At 65.2% G+C, this 15,350-nt stretch carries 11 protein-coding genes and 1 riboswitch; of the genes, 4 read left to right on the top strand and 7 right to left on the bottom strand.

Features of this window, described 5'->3' with window-relative positions; genetic code table 11:
- Positions 1–58: 58 nt before the first annotated feature.
- From metE to AC3IR3_RS03135, 4 genes are all read right to left on the bottom strand, one after another.
- Positions 59–2,350, bottom strand: coding sequence for a 5-methyltetrahydropteroyltriglutamate--homocysteine S-methyltransferase (gene metE, locus AC3IR3_RS03120; protein ID WP_489195569.1), 2,292 nt, complete (start codon positions 2,348–2,350; stop codon positions 59–61).
- Positions 2,351–2,559: 209 nt separating this feature from the next.
- Positions 2,560–2,789: riboswitch (cobalamin riboswitch) on the bottom strand.
- Between the two features lie 51 nt (positions 2,790–2,840).
- Entirely contained in the window at positions 2,841–3,647 is an 807-nt protein-coding gene (locus AC3IR3_RS03125) for a CHAD domain-containing protein (RefSeq protein ID WP_489195570.1), read from the bottom strand.
- Between the two features lie 125 nt (positions 3,648–3,772).
- Entirely contained in the window at positions 3,773–4,753 is a 981-nt protein-coding gene (locus AC3IR3_RS03130) for an aldo/keto reductase (protein ID WP_489195571.1), read from the bottom strand.
- A gap of 85 nt (positions 4,754–4,838) precedes the next feature.
- Positions 4,839–5,546: a YoaK family protein gene (locus tag AC3IR3_RS03135; protein ID WP_489195572.1), complete on the bottom strand. Its 708-nt coding sequence runs from the start codon at positions 5,544–5,546 to the stop codon at positions 4,839–4,841.
- A gap of 462 nt (positions 5,547–6,008) precedes the next feature.
- Here AC3IR3_RS03135 and fusA point away from each other — a divergent pair, with 462 nt between their 5' ends.
- The 4 genes from fusA (at position 6,009) to AC3IR3_RS03155 (ending at position 10,896) form a co-directional block, all read left to right on the top strand.
- Positions 6,009–8,084 (top strand): elongation factor G, encoded by a 2,076-nt coding sequence (fusA, locus tag AC3IR3_RS03140; protein WP_489195573.1) that lies wholly within the window; start codon positions 6,009–6,011, stop codon positions 8,082–8,084.
- A gap of 720 nt (positions 8,085–8,804) precedes the next feature.
- Entirely contained in the window at positions 8,805–10,022 is a 1,218-nt protein-coding gene (locus AC3IR3_RS03145; RefSeq protein ID WP_489195574.1) for a molybdopterin molybdotransferase MoeA, read from the top strand.
- The gene (gene mobA, locus AC3IR3_RS03150) at positions 10,019–10,558 is read left to right on the top strand and encodes a molybdenum cofactor guanylyltransferase (protein WP_489195575.1); all 540 of its coding nucleotides are present in this window, start codon (positions 10,019–10,021) and stop codon (positions 10,556–10,558) included. The genes AC3IR3_RS03145 and mobA overlap by 4 nt, the downstream gene beginning before the upstream one ends.
- The gene (locus AC3IR3_RS03155) at positions 10,555–10,896 is read left to right on the top strand and encodes a hypothetical protein (protein ID WP_489195576.1); all 342 of its coding nucleotides are present in this window, start codon (positions 10,555–10,557) and stop codon (positions 10,894–10,896) included. The genes mobA and AC3IR3_RS03155 overlap by 4 nt, the downstream gene beginning before the upstream one ends.
- A 1-nt stretch (position 10,897) precedes the next feature.
- On the opposite strand, the gene fdhD is transcribed toward AC3IR3_RS03155, so the two are convergent.
- The 3 genes from fdhD to dusB form a co-directional block, all read right to left on the bottom strand.
- Positions 10,898–11,692, bottom strand: coding sequence for a formate dehydrogenase accessory sulfurtransferase FdhD (gene fdhD / locus AC3IR3_RS03160; RefSeq protein ID WP_489195577.1), 795 nt, complete (start codon positions 11,690–11,692; stop codon positions 10,898–10,900).
- Entirely contained in the window at positions 11,682–13,997 is a 2,316-nt protein-coding gene (locus AC3IR3_RS03165) for an FdhF/YdeP family oxidoreductase (RefSeq protein ID WP_489195578.1), read from the bottom strand. The genes fdhD and AC3IR3_RS03165 overlap by 11 nt, the downstream gene beginning before the upstream one ends.
- Before the next feature lie 191 nt (positions 13,998–14,188).
- On the bottom strand, positions 14,189–15,175 hold the full coding sequence (gene dusB / locus AC3IR3_RS03170; RefSeq protein WP_489195579.1) for a tRNA dihydrouridine synthase DusB: 987 nt from the start codon (positions 15,173–15,175) through the stop codon (positions 14,189–14,191).
- Positions 15,176–15,350: the final 175 nt, after the last annotated feature.

Below are 15,350 nucleotides of genomic sequence, written 5' to 3' on the forward strand. Positions count from 1 at the left end.
TGATATTCAGACAGAAAACGTGTGCGGGAGCGCGCCAGGGCGCTCCCGCACACGAAGATTACGCCGCCGTCCGGACGCGTGCCCTCAGTCTCTGTGCCGCCGAGACCATGGCTTTCAGGGCCGATTCCGCCTCGGGCCAGCCGCGGGTTTTCAGGCCGCAGTCGGGGTTTACCCATAGCTGGTCGGGACGCAGGACAGCCAGCGCCCTGGTCAGCAGGTCGGCCATTTCGTCTTCGCTGGGGATGCGGGGCGAATGGATGTCGTAGACGCCGGGGCCGATGCCGTTGGGGTAGCGGAAGCGGGTGAAGGCATCGAGCAGGTCCATGCGCGACCGGCTGGTTTCGATGGAAATGACATCGGCGTCCATCGCGGCGACGGATTCGATGATGTCGTTGAACTCCGAGTAGCACATATGGGTATGGATCTGCGTGGCGTCGCTGACGCCGCCGGCCGCGATGCGGAAGGCGTGTACGGCCCAGCCCAGATAGTTCGTCCACTCGGCGCGACGCAGCGGCAGTCCTTCGCGCAGCGCGGGTTCGTCGATCTGGATGATGCCGATACCGGCGGCTTCCAGGTCGTGCACTTCGTCGCGCAGTGCCAGTGCGATCTGCCGGCATACTTCGTCGCGCGGCAGGTCGTCGCGTACGAAGGACCATTGCAGCATCGTCACCGGGCCGGTGAGCATGCCTTTCATGGGACGTTGGGTCAGCGACTGCGCATATGCGGACCAACGCACGGTCATCGGCTCGGGGCGTGCGACATCGCCGTAGATCACCGGCGGTTTTACGCAGCGCGAACCGTAGCTCTGAACCCAGCCGTTGGCCGTGAAGGCGTAACCGTCGAGTTGTTCGCCGAAGTATTCGACCATGTCATTGCGTTCGGGCTCGCCGTGGACGAGCACGTCGATGCCGATGCTTTCCTGGAAACGTACGGCGCGTGTGATGTCGTCGCGTAGCACGGCTTCGTAGGTTGCCGTGTCGAGCTTGCCGGCGCGATGGGCCGAACGCGCTTTGCGCAGTTCCTGCGTCTGCGGGAACGAACCGATCGTGGTCGTCGGGAGTTCCGGCAGGCCGAAGCGCTCGCGCTGGGACACGACGCGACTGGAATAACCCGATCGACGCTGTGCCGCCTGCGGCGTCAGCTGGCGCAGGCGCGCGCGGACGTCGACGCGGACCACGTCGCTGGATTTCGCGCGCGTCGCCACGCGTTCGCTTTGCCTTGCCAGAGCATTCATCGCATCGGGGTCGCCCGCGAGCGCATCGGCGTAGCGTCGAAGTTCGGCGATTTTCTGCCGGGCAAAGGACAGCCAGTCGCGCAACGAGGAGCGCAGGTCGTTTTCGCCGGTAAGGTCGATGGGAACGTGCAGCAGCGAGCACGACGTGGCGACCCACAGACGGTCGTCGGCGATACGCGCCGACAGCGCGCGCAGTTGCCCCATGACCTTGCCCGGGTCGCTCAGCCAGATGTTGCGGCCATCCACGACACCGGCCGAAAGCACGCGATCGGTGGGCAATGCCAGGGCAACCGCTTCGAGCTGCTCCGGCGCGCGAACCAGATCGACGTGCAGGCCGGCGACCGGCAGCGAAACGGCGAGGGGAAGGTTATCGTCCAGTGCCGCGAAATAGGTGGCGAGCAGGATGCGCGGGCCGTTGGCAGCCGCGAGCGTGGCATACACATGCCGATAGGCATCGCGTGCCGCGTCGTCCAGATCGAGTGCCAGACAGGGTTCGTCGATCTGTACCCATGCGGCGCCCTCGGCGGCTAGCGCCGTGAGCACGTCGACATACGCGGGCAGAATCGCATCGAGCAATGCCAGTGCGTCGCTGCCATCGGTGGTCTTGGCCAGCCGCAGGAACGATATCGGGCCCAGCACGACCGGCCGGGCGAGATGGCCGGCGGCGGTGGCTTCGCGGAATTCGCCGATCAGCTTGTCCGTACGCGCGGCGAATCGCTGCCCCGCCGACAGCTCGGGCACGAGGTAGTGGTAGTTCGTATCGAACCACTTGGTCATTTCAAGCGCGGGAAGATCCACCGAAGCCGTCTGCACGCCACGCGCCATGGCGAAATAGGCGGCGAGCGGATCGGCGGCATCCAGTGCGCGATAACGATCGGGGATCGCATCGAGCAGCACCGCGGTATCCAGTACGTGGTCGTAAAGCGAGAAATCGTTCACCGGCACGCTGTCCGCGCCGGCTTCCCGGGCAAGCGCCCAGTGGCGATGGCGCAGGTCGCGTGCGGTATCGAGCAGTTCGGTGGCGGAGCTTTCGCCGCGCCAGTGACTTTCCAGCGCTCGCTTCAGTTCGCGGCGCCGGCCGATGCGGGGAAATCCAAGGTAGGTAACGTGTGGCATGAGTGCATCCTCTTCGTGGCAAAGAGGAGGGAAGGGCGGCCATACCGTCGCGACGCGCGCCCGTGTGTCCCGCCCATGAGAGCGAGACAAGCGCGAGCGTCATGGCGGACTGACCGTCGACCTTCGCCCCCGCGGGCGAACCGGTAGCGTTTCGGAAACGGAAACGCGAACCCAGGTCGGACCAGGCGCGTGCAACCCATGACGGTCGCTCGCGCCCTCGGTCGGCGGCAGGTCTTCGGGCTCGTGGACACGGTGCGCATGCGCACCACCTGCCTCGTCGCTTCCCGGACCGATCCGGTCCAGTGCCGGGGCTTCGAGCCCCTGACGAGTTCGTTTCCACATACCGCTGCGGGGCAGCGCCGGATTCACACCGGCTTCCCTCTTAGCTTTATCTCTATATTCGAATACAGAGATAAAGACCGCTGACGACGCGAAAGTTAGCCGTCCGGACGTCCGAAGTCAAACGTTCTCGCAGGAAAGGGCGGTGGTCTCAGGGACGAGCGGAGGCGATGGCGCTGCGAATCGTGGCGAGTACGGCCTCGTCGATATCGGTATGCGTCGCGCGCAGGCCGTTCTTCAGCAGGCGTAGGTCTTGCTGCCAGCCGAGGCGGTCGGCCGTACGCATGAGCTTGCGGATGGAGCCGGTGTGTTCGACGACGCCCTCGATATGCACACCCGAGCGTTTGTGCATCGACTGGAGTGCCTGCAACTGAAGCCGCTCCCGGCGCACGCGGCGGCGCCAGCTATGGATCGTCACGGGCGTGCCTTCCTCCTGAGCCCTTTCGGCGGCGCGGTGGGCTCGCCGGGCACTGAGTTCCAGCGCCTCCCGGACATGCTTCTTCTTTACCCGCTTCCAGGGCAGCGCGGCGATAGCGCCAGCGGCTCGCTGCACGCGCGCGATGCGCCGGCGAAATTCGGGATCGAGGCGGAGGGCCTCGCCGAGCATGCCGTCGCGGCGCGCTTCCAGCGCCGCGATTGCGGCGTCCCATGCCGCACGTTCCGCGGGTTTGGCTTCGCCGACCAGGGTCTTTCCCGTGACCACGGCGACATGTGAGTCGCGCAGGGTGGACAGGCCGCGACCCAGTGCGCGCAGTCCCCGGTCGATGGCGCTTGCGTCTTCGTCGAACCTGGCCAGACCGATGTTCAGTACGGCGCGAAGGCGGCGTACCGCCTTTCGCGCCTCGTGAATCGCCTTGTGCCGGTCTTTCGAGCGGCCAAGGGCACGCGCGAGCGCACGCGCCTGATTGGCGGCGAGGTCGGCGAGGAGGAGGCCAAGGTCTGGGGTGTCGGCGGGCATTTGTCGATGTTAGGGGTAAAGGACGTGAGCATGTTGCGATGAGAAGGTTTGTCTTTTATAGAGGCGAGCCCGTGTGTGTAGGAGCCCGCAAGCGGGCTCCTACACACACGGACGTGCTATCGGGGTTACTCGAAACCCACCACCGGATGCGGCAGGTACGCCGCTTCCAGCGTGGCTATTTCCTCCGGCGAAAGCGCGATCTCCAGCGCCGCGACCGCATCGTCGAGGTGCTGCGGCTTCGATGCGCCGACGATCGGCGCGGTAACCTCGGGCTTGTTCATGACCCAGGCCAGCGCGATCTGCGCACGAGGCACGCCCCGATTGGCCGCGACCCGTGCCACCGCCTGGATCACCGCACGATCGGACTCCACCGCCCCGTTGTACAACGTACCGCCGTAGTTATCGGTGTCCTGCCGCGTACTGGTGGTATCCGCGTCACGGGTCAGGCGACCGCGCGCCAACGGACTCCACGGTATGACCGCGATGCCTTCGTCTTCGCAGAACGGAAGCATCTCGCGCTCTTCCTCGCGCTGGATGAGGTTCAGATGGTTCTGCATGCTGACGAACTCCGTCCAGCCGTTCATGCGCGAGGTATAGACCATCCGTGCGAACTGCCACGCGAACATCGACGATGCGCCGATGTAACGCGCTTTGCCGGCTTTCACGACATCGTGCAGCGCTTCGAGGGTTTCCTCGATAGGCGTCGCCGGGTCGAAGCGATGAATCTGCAATAGGTCGACATAGTCAGTGCCGAGCCGTTCGAGGCTCGCGTCGATCGAATGAAGGATCGCTTTGCGCGACAGACCGCCGCCATTCGGTCCCTTGCGCATCGGGAAGAATGTCTTGGTGGCGATCACGACTTCGTCGCGTCGCGCGAAATCCCTCAGCGCACGTCCCACGATTTCTTCCGACGTACCGTCGGAGTAGGAATTTGCGGTATCGAAAAAATTGATGCCCAGATCCACGGCTTTGCGGATCAACGGCCGGCTGGCATCTTCATCCAGCGTCCATGGGTGACTGCCGCGATCGGGCACACCGTAAGTCATGCAACCGAGGACGAGACGAGAGACATCGAGACCGGTATGGCCGAGTTTTACGTATTCCATCGAGCAGCCTTCATGAGAACGAACGAAGGTCTCGAATGATGTGCCGATCCGGACGATCGCGCCAGCTATACCGGACAGGGCCGCATTACGGCGAGTGCGCCGGTGCGGGCTGTCCGGCCGGCGCCACGAAGAAAGCCGCGACCAGTGCGGCGATAGCCAGCGCGACGCAGGCAAACCCGGCCCGTTGCCACAGCAGCGCCGCGGTGAGCGACCCCATCGCGAATGCCAGTACCGCCGGCAGCATCTTGCCCAGACGCATGCGTGCCCCGGTCAGATCCGCGTCGGTGCCGTGCCGGGACAGGTCGGTGAGATCCACGACGACCTGGGTCACATTGCCCGTCATGACCGTGGTCGGCGCGATGGTCGGAAAAACGATGCGCGAACCGGCATTCTGGATACCCATGGCGGCGACGGCGATCAGTCCCGTCACGGCCGTACTCCAGGCATCCGCATCGACAATGGGCGCAAAGTGCATGCCGGACGCCATGAACACGCAGAGCAAGACGATCTGCGCGGCCAGCAACCAGCCGAGCGTCTGCCGGCCGCGATGTTCCAGCGTGCGCACCGCAAGCGTCGTGACGACGACGGAAACGACGAACACCGGCAACGCCAGCAGCTTCATGGCCAGACCGCCGTGATGACCGATCAGCGTGGCACCGATAACGATGAAGTTGCCCGTGACATGGGCCGTGAACAGCTCGAAAAGCGCGACGAAGCCGATCGTGTCGACAAAAGCGGCGGCGAAGCTGAGCAGGATGCCGAAGGCGAAGGGAGACCGGGAGAACAGGGGCATGCGGGCATCTCGTTCGTTCGCGTGGGAGCCAGCTTAGCCCGGCCGGGTGCCCGGGTCTTGAAAAGAAGTGCGCCCAACCCGATCTGATGGGTCACGTTGAAACCTTGTCGCGACAGGCGTAGCCTGCGCGACAACCGAAGGACACCGAACGACCATGATCCGCGTGATGCACATACTGATCCACGACAGGCCGCCTGCTTTGCAGGCGCATCGCGGGTGCGTGCGTCTGCAGCGGGGCGATACGAACGGATAATCCATCCGTCGCTATCGTCCGTTCATCCAAAGCACCCGAAAGGGTGCTTTTTTTTGCCTTTCACCGGAGCACACGTGCCATGAAAAACCATCGCGAGCCCCACTGCTGACCGTTACCCGCCAGGGGCCACGAGTCAGCTGAACGGGTCGATCTCGCTCTCCCTTGCACGAACCAGCCCCTGGCGTTTCGTAACAGGAATACAAGTCACCATGAGTACCCGCCAAGTCATCCCCGTCGAACGTCGTCGCAACCTCGGCATCATTGCCCACGTCGACGCCGGCAAAACCACGTTGACCGAACGCCTGTTGTGGAAGGCTGGCGCGATCCATCGCACCGGCGAAGTCCACGACGGCGCAACGACCACCGACCACATGGAACTGGAACGCGAGCGAGGCATCACCATCGGTGCCGCGGCGGTGCAGGCTGCCTGGACACCCGAAGGGCAAGCCACGCACCGGCTGACGCTTATCGACACGCCCGGACACATCGATTTCGCCATCGAAGTAGAGCGCTCGCTGCGCGTCCTCGACGGCGCCGTGGCCGTGTTCTCGGCCGTCGCCGGTGTACAGCCGCAGTCCGAAACCGTGTGGCGCCAGGCGCGCCGGCATGGCGTGCCGCTGATCGCCTTCATCAACAAGATGGATCGCCCCGGTGCAAATTTCGACGCCGTCCTCGTGCAGATGCGCGAACGGCTTGGCGCCAATCCGTGGGCAGTCGCGCGTCCGCTGATCGAAAACGAGCAGATGGTCGCGCTCGTCGACATCGTTGGCGAACGCACATGGCGTTGGGATGCATCGGGGCGACCCGAAGTCGTTGCGTGGACAGCTGACGAGGCCGCGCTGCACGCCTCCGAACGTCAGACGCTGATTGCCGCGGTAGCGGAGCATGACGACGTATTGCTGGAAGCGTGGCTGGAAGAACGCCCCGTGGACGCGGACATGCTGATGTCTGCACTGCGCCGCGCGACGCTGGCGGGACGCGGCTCGCCCGTGCTGCCCGGTTCGGCATTCAGGAACGTCGGTATCGAACCGTTGCTGGACGCGTTCGTCGCGTACCTGCCATCGCCGTTGGATCGTCCGGCCGTCGTCGCGCATACCGACGATGGCGACACGATGGTCGCGCCCGATGCGGACGCGCCACTGGCCGCGCTCGTCTTCAAAGTCGTCAACCAGGCGCACGGCCCGCTCGCATTCATCCGTCTGTATGCAGGCAAGCTGCATGTCGGCGACCAGGTATGGCGTAGCGGTAACGACCGCGTTCAACGCATCGGCCGGCTGGCGGTGCTGCGTGCGGAAGACACCGAAGCCATCGACGTCGCCGAAGCGGGCGACATCGTGGCCATCGCCGGATGGAAAGACGTCGCGACAGGCGAAACGCTCACGGCCACCGACCATCGCCTTCGTCTCGAAGCTATCGAGGCGCAACCCGCCGTGCTCGCGTGGCGGCTATCGCCCGAACGCTCCGCCGACCTGCTGCGTCTTGGCAACGGTCTGGCTCGTCTAGCGCAGGAAGACCCGTCCTTCCGCACAGGCACCGATCCCGAAACGGGCGAAACGCTCGTATGGGGCATGGGCGAACTGCATCTGGAAGTGATGGTCGAGCGTCTGCGGCGAGAATGGGATGTAGCGGTGCGTACCGGATCGCCGCGCGTGGCGTATCAGGAAGCGCCGGCGCGCGACTCGGGTGCCGTCGAAGGCAAGGTCGCCAAGCAGACCGGCGGTAGCGGCCAGTTCGCGCGCGTCGTCCTGTCTGTCGCGCCGCAGGAGGGCGGCGGCAATGTCGTCGACGATCGTACGACAGGCGGCGTCATTCCGAAGGCGTTCCAGGCAGCCGTGGAGAAAGGCATCCTCTCCGCGTTGCAGGAAGGTCCGCGCGGGTATCCCGTGGTGGGCGCGCGGGTCAGGGTGCTGGACGGTCAATTCCATGCGGTGGATTCGAGCGAGATGGCCTTCCACCGTGCGGCCCAGCTAGGTGTTCGCGCCGCGCTGGAAGCCACCGGCACAGTACTGCTGGAACCCGTCATGCGAGTTTCCGTCAGCGCGCCGGGCACCGCGGTCGGCGACGTACTCGGCGATCTGCAGCGTCGCGGTGGGCAGGTCATCGGCCTCGTCGAAGAAGCGGGCCGGACGGAAATCGAAGCCGAAGTTCCGCTCGCGCAACTGGACGGATACACGACCTCGCTGCGCTCGTTGAGCCAGGGCCGGGCATCCGCCACGGTGGCATTCGCAGCCTACCGCCCGGCGCAATCGCAGCAATCGGTCCCGCCGGCGAGACGGTCGGCATGAGGAAAGGGGCGCCCAAGGGCGCCCCGCTTTTTTGGCTCTTCACGCATTAGCGGGGACGGATTGGCGTGTCGCGTCGAGCTTCGGATGAGGAGAGCCGCCTCACGCTCGTGCCTCGGGGGAGGCCGCGACCGGGTTGGCCCTTGGGGCCTTCGGCGCCGTCCCTGCGGGAGCGGGCCGTAGTGCCACTTCGCTCCGTCACTAGTCATCGCGGCCCTCGGCTAAGGCGGCCCCAAGGGCCAACCCGGCCACGGCACCGTCGACTGCGGTTTGTTGGAGGCAGAGCGCGAGCCGAGCAGGTGATGAGACCGGACCGGCATGCGGTCATCACTAGCCATGCGTCACGCGCTGCTTTCCTCCACGCGACCGCAACACCCGGAAGAGCCGTCGGCCACCGCCCTCGACGCGACTTGCGGAACCGAGCGCGGCGGGCGGAAAAGGCCCGAAGGGGGCGGACCAGGACGGTCCGCCGTTTTCGCTGAGGCAGGAGCCGAATCGAAAACCCCCGCCCGCCGCGCGGGCGCGACGGGGCGCAGCCATAGAACAACAACCGCGCAGCGGTTCTCCTTTCCCGAGCGACGGTGGAGACGGAGCGTCGAGGGCGGTGGCCGACGGCTCTCCCCGAAACGTCCGAACGCGAACGCGATGGCAAAGCCGAGCCCTCCCCGACCATGCGTAAAGCGACGCCCAATTCCCTCACCGTTGCTCCTGCGGTACGGCCTCGTGCGCTACGCTTCCCACATGATTTCCTATGAAGACGCGCTGGCCACCCTGCTTGCCGAAACGCAGCCGCTCGACGCCGAGCGGGTCGCCATTGCCGATGCATCCGGCCGCGTACTCGCCAGCGACATTGCCAGCACCATGCGGCTTCCCGCTTTCGATAACGCAGCGATGGACGGATATGCCTTGCGTACAGGCACCGCCGCACTTTCGAAAGGCAGCATCCATACGGTACGCGGCATGCAAGCCGCCGGCGACGTCACGCTGGAACAAACCGGCGCCGACAGTTGCGAAATCGCGACCGGTGCGCGCATGCCCGACGGATTCGATACCGTCGTGCCTGTCGAGCGCGTCGAGCGCGATGGCGACACCATTCGTCTTCTGGACGATACGGTACGCGGACAACACGTCCGCAAAGCGGGCGACGACATCGCACACGGCGAACCCGCGCTCCCGGCTGGCCGGAAGATCGATGCCGCCGCCCTGATGCTGCTGGCCGCGCTGGGCATCGACGAAGCCACGGTCCGCCGTCAACCGCGTGTCGCGATCGTCTGCACGGGAAAAGAACTCCATGCGGGGGCCGGAATACTCGTTCCCGGCTCGATCCATAACTCCAATGGTCCTTTCCTGCGTGCGGCGCTTACCTCGTGCGGAGCGCACGTGGTCCAGTGCGATACCGTCGGTGACGACGTCATACCCTTCGGGGCATCGCTCGCGCGTGCACTGGACCGGCACGTGGATCTCGTCGTGACGACAGGCGCGGTATCCGCGGGGCGTTACGACTTCCTGCCCGCCGCGATGGCCGCACTCGGCGCACGTACGTTATTCCACAAAGTAGCGATTCGCCCGGGTAAACCGCTGCTCGCAGCGCGCCTGGCGAACGGGCCGCTGCTCATGGCATTGCCGGGCAATCCCATGGCGGTGGCCGTCGGCATGCGCTTCTTCGTCGTCCCGCTCGTACGGACGATGCTCGGTCTGTCTTCCGAGCGGCCGCTGCGAGTGCTGTTGGATGAAACACCGGATCTGCGCGAAGGCCTGCGTCACTTCGTGCTCGCGAACCTCTTCAGCGACGACGACGCACGACTGCGCGCGCGTCCCGTCGGTCGCCAGACGGCTTATCGCATGCTGCCCTTTACGCAGGCGCAGGTGTGGCTGTCGCTGAGTAGCGCGGACGGCAACATGGGGGGCGCATATCCCCTCGATGCCGGCCATTCGCCGTGACCGCCGGCATCGTGCTCGCCGGTGGCCGATCGTCCCGCATGGGAACCGACAAGGCGATGCTGGCGTGGCACGGGCATCCGCTCATCGAGCACATGCGCGACATATTGTTCGCGACAGGCGTGGCGAAGGTCGTCATCAGCGGTGACCGTCCCCGGTACAACGGCATTCCCGACCGCTGGCCGGATGCCGGGCCCGTCGGTGGACTGGCCAGCGTCGCCGACGTGCTGGACGATGGCGAACTGCTGATCGTTCCCGTGGACATGCCGGAACTGAGGCCAGAATGGCTGGCGCCATTGCTGCTGGCCACGGACGAGGCATGTGCGTGCTGGATCGCGTACGCCCTGCCGATGCGCATGCGGCTGGACGCGCATGCGCGCGACGTACTTGCGGACATGGTCTCCCGCCCGGGTCGCGATTGTTCGATCGGCGGGTTGCAACGACGACTGGGCGTCGCCGGACTGCCCGTCGACGCGACGGACACGCGCGCCCTGCGTAACTGCAATACTCCCGACGAATGGAACGAGGCCAGCCTATGAGAGTGCAGCTGCAAGGTCACACAGTGCGCCTGCGCATCGACGAGGACGAGCTGTCCGAACTGCTCGGTGGCGTGTCGATCATCGGCACCACCGCATTCGGGTCGCTCTTCCTGATGCGCTATGCGGTCAGCCTGCACGACGGCCGGACGTGTCGACTGGACGGTCAGGCCGCCGACTGGCGCATCGACCTGCCGGACGCCGAAGTGCGCGAGCTGGCCTCGCGGTTGCCGAGCAAGGAAGGACTCATCTTCGATGTGCCGACAGGGGGCATCGACGCCATGCGTATACTTTTCGACGTGGACGTGAAAGACAGCGCACGCCGCCGGCGCAACGTCTGACTTAACAGCGTACGCGGCGTTCGTGTGCGTACATCACGAATCGCCCCGGTCGCGCGAATCCCAGCAGCGTGACATTGCAGGCGTCGGCCAGGTGCACGGCCAGCGCGGTGGGCGCCGAGATTGCCGCCACGATGGCAATGCCGGCGGTGGCGGCTTTCGTCACCATCTCGTAGCTGGCGCGGCTGGTAATGACCGCGAAGCCAAGGGTGGGGTCGACTCCGCCGCAACGCATGGCGCCGATCAGCTTGTCGAGTGCATTGTGCCGCCCGACGTCTTCACGCACGAGAATGACGGTGCCCTGCGCGTCGATCCAGGCCGCCGCATGCACCGACCCCGTCACGGTGTTGATCGGCTGGCGATCGCGCAGTTCTTCCAGTGCGCGTTCCACGGTCGCGGCATGAATGCTGATGCCTTCGCCTACCGGCTCCGGATGCCGCACGATGTCTTCAAGTTCGCGGCTGCCGCAGATGCCGCAGCCGCTGCGCCCCGGCATGTCGCGGGGCGAACGTGTGTCCCGAACGTCGCCGCGGATGTCGATGACGATGCCTTCCAGCGATTCGGACACGTCGACATCGTCGACATTCGCCAGTCCGCGTTCGGTCAGTGCGAACCCGTAGGCGAAGTCTTCGAGATCCGCTGGCGTCGTCATCATCACGGCATACGGCGTGCCGTTAAAATGCATGGCGACAGGTACCTCTTCGGCGAGGTAATCCTCCGTGGACGTCGCGATACCCGCTTCGACGCGAATGACCGGACGCTTCGCGCTTCCCTTGTGCCTGGTTTGTTTAGACCGCACGTGCCGCCTTCGCGCTGCTTGCGCTGATCATCACGGGTACCGACTTATAGGCGGGAGTGCCGGACTTGCGATCGTGCGACTCCAGCGCGATAAGCGCATTGCCTTCCGGGTAGTACATGGCCACCGCGCCTTCCGCGATATCGAAGGCGACGGCGATGAATCCGCGTACCGCGCGTACCTTGCCGTCCTGTGCGTTCGGTCCGGTGGCGACGACGTCGATACGGTCGCCTTGCTTCAGTCCGCGCGCGGCGAGATCGTTCGCATGCATGAATACAACATCGCGTCGCCCGCTGACGCCGCGGTAGCGATCGTTCAGAGCATAAATGGTGGTGTTGTACTGATCGTGCGAGCGGACCGTCGTCAGCATGAGACCGCCTTCGTCGACCGCAGCATCCTCGTCGAGGCCGCGTGCGATGAGGAAGTGCGCGCGCTTGTCCGGCGTGGCCCATTCGCGTTCCGACGCTGCGATGTGCAGACGGAATCCGCCGGGCGCGCGTACCCGTTCGTTGAATTGCGCGAAGATCGGAAACACCTTTTCGATATCGTCGCGGATGAAATCGTAGTTGCCGACCAGACGATCCCAGTCGACCTTCGTATGCGGCAGCGCCGCTTTCGCCATGCCGGCGACGATCCAGGGTTCGGAGCGCAGATGCTCCGATGCGGGCTTCAGACTGCCTGCCGAGGCATGCACCATCGACATCGAATCTTCCACGGTAACCGATTGCGTACCGGTGGCCTGTTCGTCCAGTTCGGTACGGCCGAGGCAGGGAAGAATCAGCGATTCCTTTGCCAGGATCAGGTGCGAACGGTTGAGTTTCGTGGCGATATGCACGGCCAGATCCAGTCCGCGCATCGCTTCGAAAGTTTCTTTCGTGTCGGGCATGGCGACGGCCAGATTGCCGCCCAGACAGATCAGTGCCTTCGAGCGTCCGTCGCGGATGGCGCGTACCGCTTCGACGGCATCGTGCCCGTGCACGACGGGTGGCTCGAAGCCGTAGGTACGGCGAATACCCTCGTTAAGGGCCTCGTTCGGTTTCTCGGTGATGCCGACGGTGCGGTCGCCCTGCACGTTGCTATGGCCGCGCAGCGGGCAGATGCCGGCGCCTTCGCGGCCGATATTGCCGCGCATCAGCAGCAGGTTCGCGATCTGCTGCACGTTCTCCGTGCCGTGCGCGTGCTGCGTGATACCCATGCCGTAGCAGACGATCACGCGTTTGGCTTCGGCGTAAATGGCTGCGGCGGTCTCCACCTCGGTGCGGGTGAGGCCGGATTTGAATTCGATCGCATCCCACGACGTGGCACGTATATCGTCGCATAGCGCATCGAAACCCGTCGTATGCGTGGCGATGAAATCGCGGTCGATGACGCCTTCGCCCCCGGCCGCCAGATCCGTCGCGTCGGCGTCGAGCAGGTATTTCATCATGCCCTTCAGCACCGCAACGTCGCCGCCGATCTTCAGCTTGTAATACGTCGACGCAATGCGGACCGAGCGGCCGGTAAGCATTTCCGCCGGGTGCTGTGGCGAAGTGAAACGTTCCAGGCCGCGCTCGGACAATGGGTTGAGGACGACGATGGGTACGCCGCGCAGCGATGCTTCGCGTAGCGTCGTAAGCATGCGTGGGTGGTTGGTGCCGGGGTTGTGACCGATGCAGAAGATCGCGTCGCAGTGGTCGAAATCGTCGAGCGTGACGGTTCCCTTGCCGACCCCGATCGATGTGGGAAGGCCGACGCTGGTGGCCTCGTGACACATATTCGAGCAGTCGGGGAAATTGTTCGTGCCGAATTCGCGTACGAAAAGCTGATACAGGAAGGCTGCTTCGTTCGATGCGCGACCGGAGGTATAGAACTCCGCCATGTCCGGGTCGGGCAGGGCGCGCAGCGCCGTACCGATCCGTTCGAACGCCGCGTCCCATGCGATGGGAATGTAGGTGTCCGTGGCGCGGTCGTAGACCATGGGATGGGTCAGGCGGCCGAGACCTTCCAGCGCGTAGTCGGTCAGGTTCCACAGGGCCGATACCGGATTCTTCGCAAAAAATTCCGGTTTCACCCGTTTGGCGGTCGCCTCCCAGGACACCGCCTTGGCGCCGTTTTCGCAGAATTCGAACGACGAGGTGTGCTTGGGATCGGGCCATGCGCAGCCGGGGCAGTCGAAACCGGTCGGCTGGTTGACTTTGTGCAGCGCGATGGATTCGCGGGCGATGGCCATCTGGCCACTGATGGCTTTCGCGACGGCGCCAAGAGCGCCCCAGCCGCCAGCCGCGCCTTCATAGTCTTCGATGCCGGGGACTTTCGTTTCGTCGGTCATGGTCGCCTCGCCGTGCCTGTGCGCATTGACGAATGGTACGCCCGTTACATCGAAGCTGTGTCGATTCGCTCCTCACTATCGCCCCTGCGCGGGCACTCGGAGCGTGAACGGGCCGTATCGCTAAAACCGTACGCACCGCACTGGGCTCCTGCCTGCGCAGGAGCGACGGTGAGGTATGCCGAGACGCTGTTTCAGGCCGCCAGCGCAGTCCCAGCCGCCAGCGCGGCGAAATAGTCGCGCGTCAGCCGCAACTGCGCATCGGCGGTATCGGCGCGATTGACCACCGCGCGGAATGCCGCGTTCTCCGCGCGATCCTTCGCATACCAGCCAAGGTGCTTACGTGCGATGCGCACGCCCTGCAGTTCGCCATAGAACGCATAAAGATGTTCGAGATGCGCGCACAGGATGGCGCAGACCTCGCCGGCATCCGGCTCGGGCAAGGTCTCGCCGGTTGCCAGGTAATGCGCTATCTCGCGGAAAATCCACGGCCGTCCTTGCGCCCCACGGCCGACCATGACGGCATCCGCACCGGTGACGGCGAGCACATGGCGTGCCTGTTCGGGCGTGGTGACGTCGCCGTTGGCCATGACCGGAATGCGCACCGCGGCCTTCACCGCGGCAATCGTGTCGTACTCCGCTTCGCCCTCGTATTTATCGGCGCGCGTGCGGCCGTGCACGGCCAGCGCGGCGATGCCCGAGTCTTCGGCGATGCGCGCGATGGTCAGGGCATTGCGGTTGTCGCGATCCCAGCCGGTACGGATCTTCAGTGTGACCGGCACGTCCACGGCGGTAACGACGGCCTTGAGGATACGCGCGACCAGCGGTTCGTCCTGCAGCAGCGCCGAACCGGACCAGACGTTGCAGACCTTCTTCGCAGGGCAGCCCATGTTGATGTCGACGATCTGCGCGCCGTTGTCGACGTTGTAGCGCGCGGCATCGGCCAGCATACCCGGGTCGTAGCCCGCGATCTGGACGCTGACCGGCTCCGGCTCGCCGACATGATCCATGCGATGCAGGGATTTGCGGGTCTGCCACAGACGTGGATCGGCGGTCGTCATTTCGGACACGGCCAGCCCGGCGCCCATCCGCTTGCAGAGCAGCCGGAAGGGTTTGTCGGTGACGCCGGCCATGGGTGCGAGCACCACGGCAGGCGCGATCGGGTAGGGGCCGATGTGCATGGGGGCATTTTAGGCCCCCGGGGGGCATGGGGGCCACCTCGGCGACGCATCCCCGTATTGTTGCAGGAGCCCGCTTGCGGGCGAAAGCCAATAGGGCGAGGAAGACGGATGCTCACCTCCGCGAGCCCGACGTGCGGGCTGCGGATGTCCCGCACATCTTCCCCGTTCCGTTGGC

This window comes from Luteibacter sp. GL_149 (assembly GCF_057834065.1).

Coding starts and splice junctions, on each gene's coding strand:
- AC3IR3_RS03125 (WP_489195570.1), bottom strand. CDS start 3,647: ATGCCCGCCGACACCCCAGACCTTGGCCTCCTCCTCGCCGACCTCGCC.
- fusA (WP_489195573.1), top strand. CDS start 6,009: ATGAGTACCCGCCAAGTCATCCCCGTCGAACGTCGTCGCAACCTCGGC.
- AC3IR3_RS03165 (WP_489195578.1), bottom strand. CDS start 13,997: ATGACCGACGAAACGAAAGTCCCCGGCATCGAAGACTATGAAGGCGCG.
- dusB (WP_489195579.1), bottom strand. CDS start 15,175: ATGCACATCGGCCCCTACCCGATCGCGCCTGCCGTGGTGCTCGCACCC.
- AC3IR3_RS03130 (WP_489195571.1), bottom strand. CDS start 4,753: ATGGAATACGTAAAACTCGGCCATACCGGTCTCGATGTCTCTCGTCTC.
- AC3IR3_RS03155 (WP_489195576.1), top strand. CDS start 10,555: ATGAGAGTGCAGCTGCAAGGTCACACAGTGCGCCTGCGCATCGACGAG.
- AC3IR3_RS03135 (WP_489195572.1), bottom strand. CDS start 5,546: ATGCCCCTGTTCTCCCGGTCTCCCTTCGCCTTCGGCATCCTGCTCAGC.
- metE (WP_489195569.1), bottom strand. CDS start 2,350: ATGCCACACGTTACCTACCTTGGATTTCCCCGCATCGGCCGGCGCCGC.